This is a genomic window from Halomonas sp. HL-93 (assembly GCF_900086985.1).
Lineage (GTDB): Bacteria > Pseudomonadota > Gammaproteobacteria > Pseudomonadales > Halomonadaceae > Vreelandella.
In genome coordinates this window covers 561,396-577,508 of sequence record NZ_LT593974.1, presented here as the reverse complement: position 1 = coordinate 577,508, position 16,113 = coordinate 561,396, and the positions used below count along the sequence as shown (strand labels likewise).

14 protein-coding genes are annotated in these 16,113 nt (G+C 57.9%); 8 read left to right on the top strand and 6 right to left on the bottom strand.

What is annotated here, in order from left to right:
* Window positions 1-10: 10 nt before the first annotated feature.
* Complete coding sequence (locus tag GA0071314_RS02560; protein WP_074395175.1) at window positions 11-1,006, bottom strand: arabinose ABC transporter substrate-binding protein; 996 nt, start codon at window positions 1,004-1,006, stop codon at window positions 11-13.
* Window positions 1,007-1,071: 65 nt separating this feature from the next.
* Window positions 1,072-2,313, bottom strand: coding sequence for an aldose epimerase family protein (locus tag GA0071314_RS02555; protein ID WP_074395174.1), 1,242 nt, complete (start codon window positions 2,311-2,313; stop codon window positions 1,072-1,074).
* A gap of 168 nt (window positions 2,314-2,481) precedes the next feature.
* On the opposite strand from GA0071314_RS02555, the gene GA0071314_RS02550 reads away from it, so the two are divergent.
* From GA0071314_RS02550 to GA0071314_RS02540, 3 genes are all read left to right on the top strand, one after another.
* On the top strand, window positions 2,482-3,423 hold the full coding sequence (locus GA0071314_RS02550; RefSeq protein ID WP_074395173.1) for a LysR substrate-binding domain-containing protein: 942 nt from the start codon (window positions 2,482-2,484) through the stop codon (window positions 3,421-3,423).
* A 160-nt stretch (window positions 3,424-3,583) separates the two neighbouring features.
* Window positions 3,584-4,570 (top strand): AraD1 family protein, encoded by a 987-nt coding sequence (gene araD1, locus GA0071314_RS02545; RefSeq protein ID WP_074395172.1) that lies wholly within the window; start codon window positions 3,584-3,586, stop codon window positions 4,568-4,570.
* A 44-nt stretch (window positions 4,571-4,614) separates the two neighbouring features.
* Complete coding sequence (locus GA0071314_RS02540) at window positions 4,615-6,189, top strand: aldehyde dehydrogenase (NADP(+)) (protein WP_074395171.1); 1,575 nt, start codon at window positions 4,615-4,617, stop codon at window positions 6,187-6,189.
* Between the two features lie 19 nt (window positions 6,190-6,208).
* Here the strand turns inward: GA0071314_RS02540 and GA0071314_RS02535 are convergent, their stop codons facing one another.
* Genes GA0071314_RS02535 through GA0071314_RS02520 form a run of 4 tightly spaced genes read right to left on the bottom strand, consistent with a single transcriptional unit; the run spans window position 6,209 to window position 10,725 of the window.
* Window positions 6,209-7,135, bottom strand: coding sequence for a Gfo/Idh/MocA family protein (locus tag GA0071314_RS02535; RefSeq protein WP_074395170.1), 927 nt, complete (start codon window positions 7,133-7,135; stop codon window positions 6,209-6,211).
* A 36-nt stretch (window positions 7,136-7,171) separates the two neighbouring features.
* Entirely contained in the window at window positions 7,172-7,942 is a 771-nt protein-coding gene (locus GA0071314_RS02530; protein ID WP_074395169.1) for a FadR/GntR family transcriptional regulator, read from the bottom strand.
* A gap of 31 nt (window positions 7,943-7,973) precedes the next feature.
* Complete coding sequence (locus GA0071314_RS02525; protein WP_074395168.1) at window positions 7,974-8,921, bottom strand: DMT family transporter; 948 nt, start codon at window positions 8,919-8,921, stop codon at window positions 7,974-7,976.
* A 1-nt stretch (window position 8,922) separates the two neighbouring features.
* A complete protein-coding gene (locus GA0071314_RS02520) occupies window positions 8,923-10,725 on the bottom strand; it encodes an IlvD/Edd family dehydratase (RefSeq protein WP_074395167.1) in 1,803 nt (600 codons plus the stop codon).
* Window positions 10,726-11,054: 329 nt separating this feature from the next.
* Here GA0071314_RS02520 and GA0071314_RS02515 point away from each other — a divergent pair, with 329 nt between their 5' ends.
* The 5 genes from GA0071314_RS02515 to GA0071314_RS02495 all read left to right on the top strand — a co-directional run bounded on the left by GA0071314_RS02515 (window position 11,055) and on the right by GA0071314_RS02495 (window position 16,112).
* Window positions 11,055-12,143: a TRAP transporter substrate-binding protein gene (locus GA0071314_RS02515; RefSeq protein WP_074395166.1), complete on the top strand. Its 1,089-nt coding sequence runs from the start codon at window positions 11,055-11,057 to the stop codon at window positions 12,141-12,143.
* Window positions 12,144-12,226: 83 nt separating this feature from the next.
* Window positions 12,227-12,820 carry a TRAP transporter small permease gene (locus GA0071314_RS02510; protein ID WP_074395165.1) on the top strand — a complete coding sequence of 198 codons (594 nt, stop codon included), beginning with the start codon at window positions 12,227-12,229 and terminating at the stop codon, window positions 12,818-12,820.
* A gap of 3 nt (window positions 12,821-12,823) precedes the next feature.
* On the top strand, window positions 12,824-14,107 hold the full coding sequence (locus GA0071314_RS02505) for a TRAP transporter large permease (RefSeq protein WP_074395164.1): 1,284 nt from the start codon (window positions 12,824-12,826) through the stop codon (window positions 14,105-14,107).
* A 325-nt stretch (window positions 14,108-14,432) separates the two neighbouring features.
* On the top strand, window positions 14,433-15,182 hold the full coding sequence (locus GA0071314_RS02500) for an SDR family oxidoreductase (RefSeq protein WP_074395163.1): 750 nt from the start codon (window positions 14,433-14,435) through the stop codon (window positions 15,180-15,182).
* An 84-nt stretch (window positions 15,183-15,266) separates the two neighbouring features.
* Complete coding sequence (locus GA0071314_RS02495; RefSeq protein WP_074395162.1) at window positions 15,267-16,112, top strand: fumarylacetoacetate hydrolase family protein; 846 nt, start codon at window positions 15,267-15,269, stop codon at window positions 16,110-16,112.
* Window position 16,113: the final 1 nt, after the last annotated feature.

Below are 16,113 nucleotides of genomic sequence, written 5' to 3'. Positions count from 1 at the left end.
ACACCGTGCTTTATAGGCCGAGTTCTTCACGCACTTCTTCCCAGTTATCGCGCGTCATCAACGTACCGGAGGTCTCAGTGTTGGCCTGCGGTTCTTTGTCCTCCGTAATCCAGCGATAGAGATCTTCCGCCGTTTGACGACCGTGCATGGTGGAACTCACCGCCACGGTGCCATGGAAGCCAGTGGGGTTGTCGCGGGAGAATTCCGCAAAGGCAGCACCCGAGCCGTTGATACCCACGCCAATCACATCCTCAGCATCCAAACCATACTGTTCAGACGCCCTGACGCCACCCAGCACACTCTCTTCGTTAAGGGCGTAAATCACCCAATGCTCGAAATCATCCTGCTTTGAAAACACGGGAGACGCTGCCGAGAAAGCCCCACTGGTGTCGGTGCTCTTCTGGGGTGCATCAAAAATATTATCTTCAGGAAAGCCTGATGCCAGCAGCGATTCAGTAGCGCCGTCGGTTCGCTCGACGGCGGTGGGTAGCTCTTCATTAGTAATGCGCAGTGCGCCAACCTCTTCTGGGTCCCAGCCGCGAGCTTCCATTTCCTCAGCAATGGCATCGCCCACTTGCTGGCCAATTTTAGTACCTGACATGCCCAGGTGTGGCACACCTTCCATAGGCTCACCGCTGGAGGTGACAAATTGATCGTCCACGGTAATCACTTTCATGCCGTACTCTTCGGCGCGATTCATAATCGCAGACCCGAGGCGTACATCAGGCGGGCAAATCACAAACCCGTCTGCCCCCTGGGAGTTAAGATTATCAATCGCGCTGAGCACTTCCTGGCCGTCTTCGCCGCCCAGCCGCACCACGTCGAAGCCCATCTCTTCGCCTAACTCGGTGGCTGCTTCTTGCTCATTGATGAACCAGGATTGCTCGGGTTTCTTGACGATAAAGCCAATCTTGACGTCGTCTTCCTGCGCCTGGGCCGTCCCTAATGAAGCCAGCATGATGACGCTACCGAGAGCTAAACGATTGAATGTCGCTGTGAGTTGCATGGTCGTATCTCCTGCCGTTTTGGCGGTTGTTGTTATTGCGAAGTGTGTTTCGCTAACAGGTGTTGTTATGAGTCAAACGCTTCCTTGGCGGAAAAGCGGTACACCGTGCGGGAGCGATAGGTATCGCCCGGCGCTAGAGTAGTGCTGGGAAACGCCTCCTGATTGGGTGAGTCAGGAAAATGTTGGGTTTCCAGGGCAAAGCCGGAGCGGTGTTCATAGGCCTCGCCCTGCTTGCCGGTCAGACTGCCGTTGAGGAAATTGCCCGAGTAGAACTGAATGCCCGGCTCGGTGGTTTCGATTTCTACCATGCGCCCGCTTTGCGGCTCCCATACCTTGGCGGCCAGCACCAACTCATCTGACGCCGCGTTATCGCGGGCAAGCACAAAGTTGTGGTCATAGCCGCCGCCGAATTCGAGCTGCTCGTTGTCCTGATCGATCCGTTCGCCGATGGCGGTCGCCCGAGTAAAGTCGAACGGCGTGCCTTCTACGGCGCGAAGCTCGCCGGTGGGAATCAGCGAATCATTCACTGGGGTAAATTCGGGGGCGTTGATCATCAACTGGTGGTCAAGAATGCTATCGCTACCCTCTCCCTTGAGGTTGAAGTAGCTGTGCTGGGTAAGGTTAATCGGGGTGGCTTTGTCGGTCACCGCCCGATAATCGACCATCAGCTCGTCATCATCGGTCAAAGTGTAGGTGACTTCGGTCTCCAGCTTACCGGGATAGCCCTCTTCGCCATCCTCGCTGGTATAGCGCAGCACAAGTCCCGTACCTGCATCGCTCTCGAACGGCTCGGCCTGCCACAACACTTTATCGAAGCCCTGATCGCCGCCGTGTAGATGATTGTTACCGTCATTGGTGGCCAGTGAGTAGGTATCGCCATCGAGCGAGAACTGACCACCCGCAATGCGATTGCCGTAACGCCCGATGATGGCACCAAAATAGGGATTGGCCTGGCGGTATTCGTCGGAGAGGTAGGCCTCAAGCGAGTCGAAACCCAGGGCGATATCGTCGAATTCGCCGTCTACATCGGGCGTCTTCAATGACAGTATGATACCGCCATAGTTGGTTACCTGTAGCTCAATACCGTTGGCGTTGCTCAACCGATAGACATCGACCTGTCGGCCATCCGGCAATTGACCAAACACCGATTTCTCGGTGCCGTTTTCGGCATCACTTCCGGCGGTCGTTTTCGTCTCGCTTTGTGCTTGAGCCGTGCTGACCATCAGCAGAGCGATACCGGCACTCAGCAGCAGCGTCGAGCCAGTGCGGAGTCGCTGAGCATCTATCTGCGCAGTTATGAGAGGCATGATATTCCTCCTTGAGGGCATCGTTATTGTTGTTCGGTTGTTGTTATTCGCTCGGCATCATTGCCGATACAGTCCCTACAGTAGCTACGCCTGACATAACCATCCAATACATAAACCCTGCAATCTTGATATGCTTATGGTTATCAAAAGCACCGTAAGGCTTATCCCATGGGCGTTCTTGACGAAAACTGGTTTCTCGGCGCACGACTAAAGTTGCGTCACTTCCAGCTTTTTTTAGCACTTGATGAGCACCGCAACCTGCACCGAGCGGCCGCTCAGCTCAATATGAGCCAACCCGCCGCGTCAAAACTACTGAAGGATCTGGAAGCCAACCTGGGAATTCGTTTGTTCGAACGCCACCCCCGCGGGCTCACGCCTAACTGGTACGGCGAAGTGGTGATTCGCCATGCGCACAGCATGCTGTCGGCACTCCGCCACACCGGCGAGGAGTTGAATGCGTTACAGAAGGGCAATGCAGGTATGGTGGCGGTAGGCACGGTCATGGCGCCAGCGGTAACGCTACTCACCAGTGCAATTGAGCAGGTTCACCGAGACCGACCGGGATTAAAGATCAGCGTGGATGTGGACGTCAGCAAGGTGCTGGTACCGCGTCTGCTCGAAGGTGAGCTGGATTTCGCGATTACGCGTATACCTGCAGGCGTGGATGCCGAATGGTTTGTGTTTGAAGAGATTGGCGAGGAGGAATTGTGTTTCGTGTGCCGCAAAGGGCACCCTTTAGCGGATAAAACACCGCTAAGCCTGGCGGATATGGCGACCTATCCGTGGTCGCTCCAGCCCACCGGCGCCCTGATGCGTCAGCGGGTGGATAGCCTGTTCCTGCATCATCAGGTCGCGTTACCTCGCCAGGTCGTCGACACCGCAGACCTGCTGTTGTCGTTGGCGCTGGTTGATAAATCGGACACCATCACGGTCACCACCCGTGAAGCCGCGGACCTACTGTGCAACCCACAACGCTTTCACCTGCTGCCTTTCAACGAGACGCTTAGCGTGCAGCCGTATGGGCTGGTGAGCTTGCGCCATCAACGACTTTCACCGGGGGCCGCCGCATTAATGAGCACCCTGCGCACGATTATTGCGCAGGATGCTTAACGGGCAATGACCGCTAGGCGACAAACCCACACCCTTGAGCTACCATACAAAAGTTTATGTTGAACAATTAATGCAAATGTTCAACATTATGCGATTCATGTGGCTCTAAAATATTGTGTCCACCCTATCTCGCATAACAATAAACGTTAGGAATAGCTCAATGCGACTAATTCAGTGTGACCATCAGGGCCAAGTGCGCGCCGCCCTGGTGGAGAGCGAAGAGCAGGTCAGGCTGCTTGACTGCGATACCTACACCCTGGCCCACCGGGCGATTAACGCCGGTCAGCCGCTCAGCAATACGTTAACGGCAGCATTGACCGATACGCGCCTGAATTATCAGCAGTTAGTGGACGCTAAGCGCCTGCTCCCGCCGCTAACGCATACCGACCCGGCGCACTGTCTGGTGACCGGTACCGGCCTTACCCACCTGGGCAGTGCCGACACCCGCTCGGCGATGCACGCAAAAGCTCAAGCGGCGGAAGAAGATATGACCGACTCCATGCGCATGTTCAAGCTGGGCGTGGAGGGCGGCAAGCCCGGCGACGGCAAAGTTGGCGCGCAGCCTGAGTGGTTCTACAAGGGCGATGGCCAATGTGTCGTGGCACCGGAAGCAGAGATTCCCTCTCCGGCCTTCGCCGAGGATGCAGGCGAGGAGCCGGAACTGGCGGGCCTCTACGTGATTGGCGACGATGGTCAACCCTGGCGGGTGGGCTACGCCCTTGGCAACGAGTTCTCTGACCATGTTACCGAGCGCTTCAACTACCTGTGGCTGGCCCACTCCAAGCTTCGTGCCTGCAGCTTTGGTCCCGAGCTATTAATCGGCGAATTGCCTGACCATCTGGAAGGCACCAGCCGTATCCAGCGCAGCGGCGAAACAGTGTGGGAGAAGCCCTTCCTCACCGGCGAGGGCAACATGGCCCATAGCCTCGCCAACCTGGAGTACCACCACTTTAAATACCCAGGCTTCCGCCGCCCCGGCGATGTGCATGTGCACTTTTTCGGTACCGCAACACTGAGCTTCGCCGACGGCATTAAGGTACGCGAAGGGGATCGCTTTGAGATCCATATCAGCGATTTCGGCCGTGCTCTACGCAACCCGCTGCGCGTGGAAGCAGACGCACCCGCCATTCGCGTCAAACCTCTTTAATTCAAACACGCTAACGCAAACGAACTAGCCCAGCAGGAGATGGTATGAATCTGGAAGGCAAACTGCTTATTGGTCAGCAGGCCGTCAGCGGCCAACAGGCTGACATTCAAGCCGTTAATCCCGCCACCGGCGAAAAGCTTGAACCCACCTACGCTGGCGGCAGCAAGGCCGAGGTCGAGCGCGCCTGTGAATTGGCCGAAGCGGCTTACGCCACCTACCGGGAAACCTCGCTTGAGGACCGGGCCGTATTCCTCGAAACCATCGCCAGCGAAATCGACGCGATCGGTGATGAGCTAACCGAGCGCGGCGTCGCCGAAACCGGTCTGCCCGCAGCCCGCCTGCAGGGGGAACGGGGACGCACCTGCGGTCAGCTACGGTTGTTCGCCAACGTAGTCCGGGCTGGCGAGTGGCTGGATGTGCGCATCGACCCGGCACTGCCCGACCGCGAACCCATGCCGCGTGCCGACCTGCGCCAGCGGCATATCGCCCTGGGCCCGGTGGCAGTGTTTGGCGCCAGTAACTTCCCGCTGGCCTTTAGCGTTGCCGGTGGCGATACCGCCTCGGCGCTGGCTGCTGGCTGCCCGGTGGTCGTCAAGGGCCATTCCGCCCACCCCGGCACGTCCGAGCTGGTCGGTCGCGCCATTCAGCGCGCCGTTGCCAAATGCCAACTGCCAGAGGGCGTCTTTTCGCTGTTGTTTGGTTCCGGTAAAGAGATTGGCCAGGCGCTGGTCGCCGACCCGCGCATCCAAGCGGTGGGCTTTACCGGTTCACGCGGCGGCGGCACGGCACTCATGGCCACCGCCCAGGCACGCCCTCAGCCGATCCCGGTTTACGCCGAGATGAGCTCCATCAACCCGGTATTTCTGCTGCCGGAAGCCCTCAAGGCACGCGGCAAAGCGATCGCCGAAGGGTTTGTCGGCTCGCTCAACATGGGGGCCGGCCAGTTCTGCACCAACCCAGGGCTGGTGATTGCGGTTCAGGGCCCTGAGTTGGATGCCTTTGTTGAGGCGGCCGGTGAGGCCGTCAAGGGCAGCGCCGCCCAGACCATGCTCACCCCGGGCATTCACGATGCCTACCAGCAGGGCGTTGATCGACTGGCCAACCATGCCAAGGTTACCGAGGCCGCACGTGGCCAGGCGGGTGACTCGGCCAACCCGTGCCAGGCAGGGCTGTTCGTGACCCAGGCCGAGGCGTTCCTCAGCGACCCCGCCCTCCAGGAAGAGGTGTTTGGTTCGACCTCGCTGGTGATCGCTTGCGCCAATGTGGACGAGATGCACCGCGTGGCCTCTCAGGTGGAAGGCCAGTTGACCGTCACGCTACACATGGATGACGGCGACCTGGCGACCGCCAAGCAACTGCTGCCCACCCTCGAGCGCAAGGCGGGCCGTATTCTGGCCAACGGCTGGCCAACCGGTGTGGAAGTATGCCATGCCATGGTGCACGGCGGGCCTTACCCAGCGACCTCGGATTCGCGCACTACCTCAGTGGGCAGCGCGGCAATTTTCCGCTTCCTGCGCCCGGTGTGCTACCAGGCGCTGCCGGAGGGACTATTGCCCGAGGCCATTCGTGACGGTAACCCCTATGGGGTGTCACGCTTGGTCGACGGCAAGCGCGAATAAACGCGCGTCACTCAAACCGTTACTCAACGAAGGCGTCGGTGGTTTCACGATGACCGTATAGAAACGCATCGGCGACCTGGCGCAGCGGGGCGACATCCACCTCGCTGCGTTTGTTTGCGATCAGCTCGGCAAAGCGTGCGTAGAGGCCCTGATACTCGCGCTCTTCAGCGTCGATGATAAGTTCGTCGTCGATCATCAATCGGCAGCCACCCTGGGTGAGGCTCAAGCGGCTACCATCGCTTTCGATATGCATATCCCAGGTGGGTGGACCACTCTGACGAAAGTCAAAATCTGCCTCAATCGCCGCGCCTTCCGGGTCGGTAAACGATAGCTCGGCGGCAATCGGGGTTTGCGCGTTACTTGGCACTAGCAGCCGCGCCTGTTGCAAGAAAAACGGCTGAGGCAGAATCTCGGTGGCAATCGACAGCGCGTTAATACCGGGATCAAAAACGCCCATACCACCGGGCTGCCAGATCCACGCCTGCCCTGGATGCCATACCCGCACATCCTCTTTCCACTCGATCTCAACCCGCTGCACCTGACGTTCACTCAACCACCGTTTGGCCTTCGCCACGCCGGGGGCAAACCGCGAGTGCCAGGCAGCAAACAGACTAACGCCCTGCTTGGAAGCTAACGCAACCAAGTCTTCCACTTCGCTTAACGTTGCCCCTGGCGGCTTTTCAAGCAGCACGTGCTTACCACGCATCAGCGCGGCCCGCGCTTGGGAGTAGCGCAAGTGCGTCGGCGTGCAGACCGCTACGGCGTCAATATTTGGACAAGCATCAAGCATCGCCTTCAGGTCTTGATAGGCGGGTAGATCAGGCAGCGAAGCGTGGGGATCCGCCGTGGCGGCAAGGTGGCAGTTCGAGGTGGCGGCTATCGCGGGGAGGTGCTGGTCGCGGACAATTTTGCCCACGCCTACCAAGCCGAGGGTGAAGTCAGACATACGCTTGCCTTTGTTTTTTGCTAATGAACATAGACATTAGGGAGCGGTGTGGGGAAGTTCAACGCTGCGCCCCAATGAACTGACGCTGTGCTCAAGCCCTAGTGCTGCGGCAGTGCCTGCCAACACCGCTTGGGAGGCTAAAAACGCCTCCCGAGGGCGGCGTAGCCGAATGCTCTCCATCAGTTGGCGGTGACGCTCCAGACTCTCTTCAGGATCCGCGGCATTTTCATTGGACATCGAGATCAGCATGTAGATGGAAGGACGCAGAATATGCGATAACTGCGCCCAGACAATATTATGGGTCGCCTTGAAGATCGCCTCATGGAAGGCGAAATCGCACTCGCTGTGCAGTCGCCGCTCTTCTTCACAGGTGGCATTGCGCAGATTCTGCCCCAGCCCTTCAAAGGCCTCCTCGATGGCAACCAGATCACGCGCTTTGGCGCGCTTAGCGGCGGTCATGGCGACATAGGGCTCCACATCCAGGCGGAAGGCGAGGATTTCGCGCTGAATATCCGGGTTGGGCGCCGCGTAACGGGTCAACCAGTCGGTCACCTGGGCGTCGAGAATATGCCACTCCGAGTACTCACGCACCTTGGAGCCATGGCCGGAGATACGCTCGATAATACCGGCATCGACCAACTGACGCAGGTCACTGCGCACCGCTGAGCGGTTAATCGAGAAGCGCTCGCATAAATCCAGTTCACGAGGAACAAAATCGCCAGGATGATAACGCCCACCGAAGATCTCCTCGGCGAGATATTCGGCAATGCTAGGTCGAGTCAGTGGCTTGCTAAGAGATGACGTCACTAAGATGGGCCCCTGTTTAAATGCTTGCCAATCATACCGTACTTGACCGGTCTACTGTTACTTGGGGCTTCGGTTCGCTGATACCCGTACGCAGTCTCAATTCCAGCCGCCGTTCATAAAGCCCTTTGACAAATAGCGTACCTAAGACGAGGGTGCCGCCGACCAATGCCATTGGCGCTGGCTGCTCGGCCAGCACCCACCAAGCCAACAATGTCCCCACCACCACTTCCAGCAACAACAGCAAGCCCACTTCAGCGGAAGGCAAGTAAAGTGGTCCACGCTGCAGCAGCGTCACCCCGCAGGGCACAATGAACAGGCACAGCAGGACCACCACGCTTAGCTGGTTGACGGTAGGGAGTGACGGCTCGCTCCCTGCCAGCCAAAACAGCCCGGCGGCGCTACCCACAATAATGCCATTGAACACCAGCATCGGGCTCATATCCACGCCTGGGCGGGTTCGGCAAAGGGTAAAATTAATCGCCAGCGTCGTCGCCGCCATTAAAGCAAAACCATTGCCCACCCAAGAGCCGGCGCCTGCGTCATCCAGCGCGATCATGGCGATACCCGCCATACACAGCACAATCGCCAGCCACGTTCGCCTAGGCAAACGCTCTTTAAGTATTACCCAGGAAAGAGCGGCAGCAATAAGCGGCGAACTGGCCAGAATCAGCAATACATTGCCTGCCTTGGTGTACTGGTTGCCCAACACAAAACCGCATGTGGTAAGGCTGAACAGCAGCGCCACGGCGATACCCGTCCAACCACAGCGGCGATAGGCTGCCAACGTGCCACGCCCATAGCGCAGCAGGGCAATCAGCAAAAAGCCCAGGCCCGAAAGGAAACCGCGCCACATCAGTATCTCCGCATCGGGCAGGTCGGCTACTTTAATCAGCAGGGCATCTGGTGCCATAATCAGCGCCCCGCCACCGGTTAACAGCAGGCCCTGCTGGCGATGCGACAAGGTACTAAAGTGACTCATTTTAATGATTATCCCTGGGCGGATGTTGGCGAGCCACATCGCGATACTTGGTGGCAGGTTCCAATGTCATACCGCGATCTAGCGGCTCGACCATACTACGCTGGATCTCCTGCCAGGGGGTTTGGTGGCCTGGGTAGCGGTAACCGCCCTGCTGAGCTAAACGCTCGCGGCGCGCCTCCAGCTCACTGGCCTCAATCAGCAGTTGTACCTCGCTGCGCTTGAGATCGACCCGCAGCCAGTCGCCACTCTCAAGCAGCGCCAAGCCGCCACCGGTGGCGGCTTCGGGAGAAGCGTTAAGAATCGACGGTGAGCCGGAGGTGCCCGACTGACGGCCATCGCCCAGGCACGGCAGCGATTCGATGCCCTGTTTGATCAGTGCTTCCGGCGGCTGCATATTGACCACTTCGGCACCGCCGGGGTGGCCTACCGGGCCGGCCCCGCGCATCACCAGAATGGTGCGCGCGTCGATGTCGAGCGCTGGGTCATCAATACGCGCGTGGTAATCCTCGGAACCATCGAATACCACCACTTTGCCTTCAAAGGCGTCCGGGTCGTCGGGATCATTCAGGAAGCGCTCGCGGAAGTCCCGCGAGATGACGCTGGTTTTCATCAGCGCCGAATCAAACAGATTGCCCTTGAGATTGAGGAACCCTGCGTGCTCCACCAACGGATCGCTGTAACGGCAAATCACATCCGGGTCTTGGGTTTCGCGGCCCTGTAGATTATCGCCTAATGAACGACCATTCACCGTCAGCGCATCGCCGTGCAGCTTACCTGCCGCCTGCAACTCATGAAGAATCGCAGGAACGCCCCCGGCGCGGTGGAACTCTTCACACAGGAAGGCGCCCGCCGGCATGACGTTGGCAAGCAAAGGAATTTCATGGCCCAGCCGCTGCCAGTCATCGTTATCCAACTCAATGCCCGCATGGCGGGCGATGGCATTGATATGCACCGGTGCGTTTGAGGAACCGCCCAGGGCCGAGCAGGCCACAATGGCATTCTCAAACGCTTCACGAGTCAGAATATCCAGCGGGCGCAGGTCTTCCCAGACCATATCAACAACCCGCGTGCCGGTATCATAGGCCACCATGGCGCGCTCTTTATAGGGCGCGGGAATTACCGCTGAACCTGGCAGGCTCATGCCCAGCACTTCCGCCATGGAGTTCATGGTCGAGGCGGTGCCCATGGTATTGCAGTGGCCAATGGAGGGTGCTGAATCGCTGGCCCGGGAAAGAAACTCGGCGTAGTCAATATCACCCGCTGCCAGGCGCTTGCGAAGCTCCCAGATAATCGTGCCCGAGCCCACCCGCTCGGCGCCGCGCCAGCCGTTCAGCATCGGCCCGCCAGACAGCACAATGGCAGGAATATTCACCGTTGCCGCGGCCATCAGCGCTGCGGGCGTGGTCTTATCGCAGCCCGTGGTCAATACCACGCCGTCCAGCGGATAGCCGTGCAGCACTTCAACGATGCCTAGATAGGCGAGATTACGATCCAGGGCGGCGGTAGGACGCCGGACGTTCTCGTGAATCGGGTGCATGGGGAATTCAAACGGCACGCCGCCTGCCGCGCGAATACCGTCTTTCACCCGTTTAACCAGCTCAATATGGTGACGATTACACGGCGTTAAATCAGAACCTGACTGGCATATACCAATAATTGGCTTACCGCTGGTTAGCTCATCCAGGGTAATGCCGTAATTAAGGTAACGCTCAATGCATAACGCCGTAGTGCCGGGGTGATCTGGGTTGTCGAACCAATAACGTGAACGCAACTGCTCTGGAGTTATTCGCTGAAAATTGGCCATGGTGCCGCTCCACGCCTAGAGTAAAAGCAAAGGATAGAAAGCGTGCATCAACCACTAAAGCTGCGCCGCCAACATTGTCGTTTAATCGCCTACTGAATTGCGCGTAAGTAGTCGCTATGACGGTACGCTTTCTTCCTAGAAACGTCGATACATACAAAAGTATATGTTGAACATATAACCAAAACGTTAGACATTTAGCTAAGGGTTGCGGCATTACTCCCATCTGAGAAAGTGCCGCTTACATACAACAACAATAGCCACCACGCTGTAGCTCGCTTGAAAGATCCCCTTAGCAAAGCGGACTGCAGCACGCCAGGAGAGTGATAACTATGACAAACCTTTGGAAGCGCACCCTGTTAATGACCGGTGCCACACTGTTCAGCTCAACGGCCGTTTACGCGCAAACGCCTGACCTATCCGACCCGCCAGACATCGAGGGAGATGTGATCACCGAGGATCTCGGTTCGCATAATATCCGTGTTGGTATTGGCTTAGCCGAGTCCTCTCCGCTGTATATCTCTACGCAGCATTTCGGTGACATCCTTTCCGAGCGTACCGAGGGGCGGCTGACGGTTGATATATTTCCAAACAGTCAGTTGGGCGACGATGCTCAAATGATGGAGATGCTACAAACGGGGACGCTGGACATGACGATTCCATCGACCTCACCCGCCACCAGCTATGTCGAGGAACTGGCCGTTTTCGATCTACCCTTCCTGTTCCCCACGCGCGAAGCCGCCATAGAGGTACTGGAAAGCGATGTTGCCCTTGATTTGCTGGATAAATTCGAAGACTCCGACATTAAAGCGTTAGCCTACCATGAGAACGGCTACCGGCAGTTGACCAATAGTGAGCGGCCTGTCAAGTCGCCTGAAGACGTGGCTGGCCTTGATGTCAGCGGCCTCACCATCCGTACCATGGAAAACCCGGTGCAATTGAGCATTTGGGAAGAACTGGGCGCCAATCCCACGCCGATGGCATTTGGCGAGGTTTTCTCCGCCCTGGAACAAGGCGTCATTGATGGTCAGGAAAACCCTTGGAGCACCATCCTGACCTCCAATTTCAACGAGGTTCAGGACTACGGCTCTGAAACACGCCACGTCTATACCCCCTTCATCATCATGATGTCCATGCGTACCTGGGATGACCTTGATCCGGCTTACCAAGAGCTGATTGAAGAGGCCGCTCAAGAGGCAGCCGCCTATGAAATCCAGCTCGCCACTGAGTACGACGAATGGGCGCGTGATCAGCTTGAAGAGAAAGGTATGGAGATCACCCGCCTTGATGATGAGCAAATCAAAGCCTTTCAGGAAGCTGTTCAGCCAGTTTACGACGAATGGACACCGGAAATCGGTGAAGATCTAGTCGCTGAAATACAGGATATCGTCGAATCGACAATGTCGGACGAAGACGAATAAGCGTCGCACTGTCTTCCTGCTGTTAGATACGACAAGAGGCTAACGCCTCTTGTCGTGTTGTTATCTGTCTCTGTGGAGAACTCATGGATATACCCGAAACGCAAATCCCTGATACGGCGGTCTTTTTAGACGACCCACAACGCCGACCGCTGGAGATCGACACCGAGCAGCGCCGGGGGCCTGCGCTGTTTCGCTGGTTGACCCTAGCCATGGAACATGTGATCGCCACCTTGCTGTTAGCGTTAATCGTCTCGGTGTCGATCAATGTGGTGGGTCGCGCCGTCTTGAATAACTCCGTGCCCTGGGCCGATGAACTGGCCCGCATGCTGTTTATTTGGCTGATTTTTATTGGTGCCGCCGCGGCTTTCGCGCGTTATGAGCATATTGCCGTTGATATTTTAGTACGCCGTCTTCCTCCTCGTGCAGCACATATGCTGTATCTGTTTCAGCACGTGATTATCACGCTGTTAATGGGTGTCATCATTTGGGGCGGTTCGCTGGTGATGGTGCGCGCTTCTGGACGGACCGCCATCCTTAATGTGCCCTGGAGTCTGGTCAACGTCTCGGTAGTACTCTGTGCGATCTTTATTGCCGCCGTGGCGATTTGGCGCGCTTGGCAGAGCATTCAACAAATACGCTCGCCTGATGTTGCGATTACCCCCGATGGAGGCCGTTAGACCATGCTATGGATATTTCTCGGCATTCTTTTTGCTTCGCTAGCTCTGGGCCTGCCTATTGCGTTTGGTCTAGGCATTGCTGCCGTTGTTATGGCTTTTATCTCTGATATTCCGCTGTCAATCCTGATCGAGCAGTCGGTTCGCGGGGTCAATAGCTTTCCGCTGCTGGCGATACCGTTCTTTATCATGGTCGGCGAAGTAATGAGCAACGGTGGTATCGCCCGCCGATTAATGGAATTAGCGGGGGCCCTGGTAGGCTTCGTGCGCGGCGGTTTAGGTCAGGTGGCGATTACTGGCTCTATGTTCTTCGGTGGGATTAGCGGTTCAGCCGTGGCCGACACCGCCGCCACTGGGGCGATGATGATTCCCTCCATGACCAAGCAGGGTTACACCGCACCGCAAGCCACCGCGATCAACACCGTTTCGTCGGTAATCGGCATTATTATCCCGCCCTCTATTCCATTGATTTTATTTGGCATTGTGACCGAAACGTCAATTAGCCGCCTGTTTATAGCGGGCATTGTGCCGGGGATATTGATCGGTTTTGGGCTAATGGTCACGACGTTCATCATGGCCAGCATAGGGCACGCCGGTCAGACCCGTAAGTTCCGCTTAGATGTACTATGGCAAGCCTTCAAAGCGGCGTGGCTGGCGCTGGTGCTACCGTTCATCGTTATCGGGGGCATTATTGCGGGCGTCTTTACCGCCACCGAGGCCGCCGTCGCAGCGCTGCTTTACTCGCTGTTTATCTCACTGGTGGTCTACCGCGAATTTAAGATTACTGAACTATGGGGCATGCTGATCCGCACCGCCCGCCTGACCGGCATGGTATTGCTGCTGCTGGCCTTTGCCACCGTTATCGCGTGGTTTTTAACCATTAACATGGTACCGCAAACGCTGGTCACCCAAGTGCAAGCGATTACCCAGGACCCCTTCCTGCTATTGCTGATCGTTGCGGGCCTGCTGCTGCTGGTAGGCTTTGTCATGGACCTGACCCCCGCCATGGTGATCATGGCACCGATGCTAACGCCCATTGTCGAATCGGTCGGCATCGACCCAGTCTACTTCGGCGTATTGATGGCATTTATCCTGGGCATTGGTCTTTTGACACCACCCGTGGGCACCTGCCTGTACGTCGGTTGCGGGGTTGGCAGAGTTTCCATGGAACAGCTCGTTAAGGCCATGCTGCCCTACTACGCTGCCTTGCTAGTGGTGATGGTCATCCTGATCGCGTTCCCCGGTATTGTGACGTGGCTGCCTAACCTTACTGACGTAAGCGGCAACTGATAGCTTTCGAAATACTAGCCACGCCGCCGCCTATCCGCGCGCTTTAAGCCTTCGTCATCCGGCACGCTTAGGAGAGCTTTCAAGAAAATCATCAGAGGAACTATCAGGGACGGCTTCGGCCGTCCCTTTTACGTTTTATGGCAGATCCCAGGATGTTGGCAACGGCGAGTAACTAGGCCATACTTGGATAAACGTCATCCTAGCATCCTGTCATACCATATGACGTATCGTTAGTGACGCGATGACCGCCACCTTCGCAGTGGCTATTGCAACAGACCGATGAGCGATCATCACCGGATCAACAACAACAGCACCGGGAACCGCCATGCGACTCAACAACAAGACGGCCCTGATCACCGCCGCCGGCCAGGGCATCGGCCGGGCTACGGCACTGCGTTTCGCTGCCGAGGGCGCGCAGGTCATTGCCACCGACATCAATGCCCAGAGCCTCGCTGAATTGGCCGACACCTCCGGCATCACCACGCGCCAACTTGATGTGCTGGACACCGCTGCCATCAAGGCGTTAGCCGCCGACATTGGCGCGGTCGACATCCTCTTCAACTGCGCCGGCTTCGTGGCCAACGGCTCGCTGCTGGATGGCCGCGATGACGACTGGGAGCTGTCGCTCTCGCTGAATGTGATGGCCATGATGCGCATCACTCGCGCCCTGCTACCGGCCATGCTCAACAACGGCGGTGGCAGCATTATCAACATGGCCTCGGTGGCCTCAAGTCTCAAGGGCGTGCCCAACCGCTGCGCTTACGGCACCACCAAGGCCGCGGTGCTCGGCCTGACCAAGTCAGTGGCCGCCGACTACATCGGGCAAGGGATACGCTGCAACGCCATCTGCCCCGGCACCGTGGACTCCCCTTCGCTGCGCCAGCGCATTGGCGAACAAGCCCAGCGGCAGGGTCGACTGGAAGATGATGTCTACGCCGAATTTATTGCCAGGCAGCCCCAGGGTCGGCTCGGCAGCCCGGAAGAAATTGCCGCCCTTGCCACCTATCTGGCTGCCGACGAGTCGGCCTATACCACCGGTACCGCCCAGATCATCGATGGCGGCTGGCTAATCTGACCTCTTGGATGCCGAACCGCCCCTTGCCAACGCGGCTAAGGTTCGCAAAACCACTTGCTATCAAGACAATCGAGGAACCGACCGATGAAATTGTTACGCTTCGGCCCGCGCGGCCATGAAAAGCCCGGCCTGCTGGATGACCACGGCGTTGTCCGCGACCTCTCGGCCCATGTCACCGACCTCGCCGGAGATTATCTCGACCGTCAGGCCCTCAAGGGGCTCTCCGAGCTGGACGCCACGAGCCTGCCGGAAGTGCCTGCCGATACGCGCATCGGCCCTTGCGTTGCCGGCGTGGGCAAGTTCATCTGCATCGGCTTGAATTATTCAGACCATGCCGCCGAGACCGGTGCCCAGGTTCCCCCGGAGCCAGTGATCTTCAACAAATGGACCAGCGCCATCTGTGGCCCGAATGACGAGGTGATCATCCCCCGCGATTCCCAGAAAACCGATTGGGAGGTCGAACTCGGCGTGGTAATCGGCAAGCCCGGCCGCTATATCGACGAAGCCGATGCTATGCAGCACGTCGCTGGCTTCTGTGTGGTCAACGATGTCTCAGAGCGCGAGTTCCAGCTCGAACGCAGCGGCACCTGGGACAAGGGCAAGGGCTGCGACACCTTCGGACCGCTCGGCCCTTGGCTGGTTACCCCCGACGAGGTGGCAGACCCTCACCAGCTCGATATGTGGCTCGAGGTGGATGGCAAGCGCTACCAGGACGGCAACACCCGCACCATGGTCTACCAGGTCCCCTTTTTGATCAGCTATCTAAGCCGTTTCATGAGCCTGCAGCCGGGCGATGTGATCTCCACCGGCACCCCACCGGGGGTCGGCATGGGTCAACAGCCGCCGGTTTATCTCAAGCCCGGCCAACGCATGCGCCTGGGCATCGAAGGGCTCGGCGAGCAGCACCAGACCGTCGTTGCCGATCACTAGC

Bases quoted from the DNA above. Each gene is read 5' to 3' on its own strand.
- GA0071314_RS02560 (WP_074395175.1), bottom strand. From the start codon at position 1,006: ATGCAACTCACAGCGACATTCAATCGTTTAGCTCTCGGTAGCGTCATC.
- GA0071314_RS02515 (WP_074395166.1), top strand. From the start codon at position 11,055: ATGACAAACCTTTGGAAGCGCACCCTGTTAATGACCGGTGCCACACTG.
- GA0071314_RS02510 (WP_074395165.1), top strand. From the start codon at position 12,227: ATGGATATACCCGAAACGCAAATCCCTGATACGGCGGTCTTTTTAGAC.
- GA0071314_RS02525 (WP_074395168.1), bottom strand. From the start codon at position 8,921: ATGAGTCACTTTAGTACCTTGTCGCATCGCCAGCAGGGCCTGCTGTTA.
- GA0071314_RS02555 (WP_074395174.1), bottom strand. From the start codon at position 2,313: ATGCCTCTCATAACTGCGCAGATAGATGCTCAGCGACTCCGCACTGGC.
- GA0071314_RS02540 (WP_074395171.1), top strand. From the start codon at position 4,615: ATGAATCTGGAAGGCAAACTGCTTATTGGTCAGCAGGCCGTCAGCGGC.
- GA0071314_RS02520 (WP_074395167.1), bottom strand. From the start codon at position 10,725: ATGGCCAATTTTCAGCGAATAACTCCAGAGCAGTTGCGTTCACGTTAT.
- GA0071314_RS02495 (WP_074395162.1), top strand. From the start codon at position 15,267: ATGAAATTGTTACGCTTCGGCCCGCGCGGCCATGAAAAGCCCGGCCTG.
- GA0071314_RS02500 (WP_074395163.1), top strand. From the start codon at position 14,433: ATGCGACTCAACAACAAGACGGCCCTGATCACCGCCGCCGGCCAGGGC.
- GA0071314_RS02505 (WP_074395164.1), top strand. From the start codon at position 12,824: ATGCTATGGATATTTCTCGGCATTCTTTTTGCTTCGCTAGCTCTGGGC.
- GA0071314_RS02550 (WP_074395173.1), top strand. From the start codon at position 2,482: ATGGGCGTTCTTGACGAAAACTGGTTTCTCGGCGCACGACTAAAGTTG.
- GA0071314_RS02535 (WP_074395170.1), bottom strand. From the start codon at position 7,135: ATGTCTGACTTCACCCTCGGCTTGGTAGGCGTGGGCAAAATTGTCCGC.
- araD1 (WP_074395172.1), top strand. From the start codon at position 3,584: ATGCGACTAATTCAGTGTGACCATCAGGGCCAAGTGCGCGCCGCCCTG.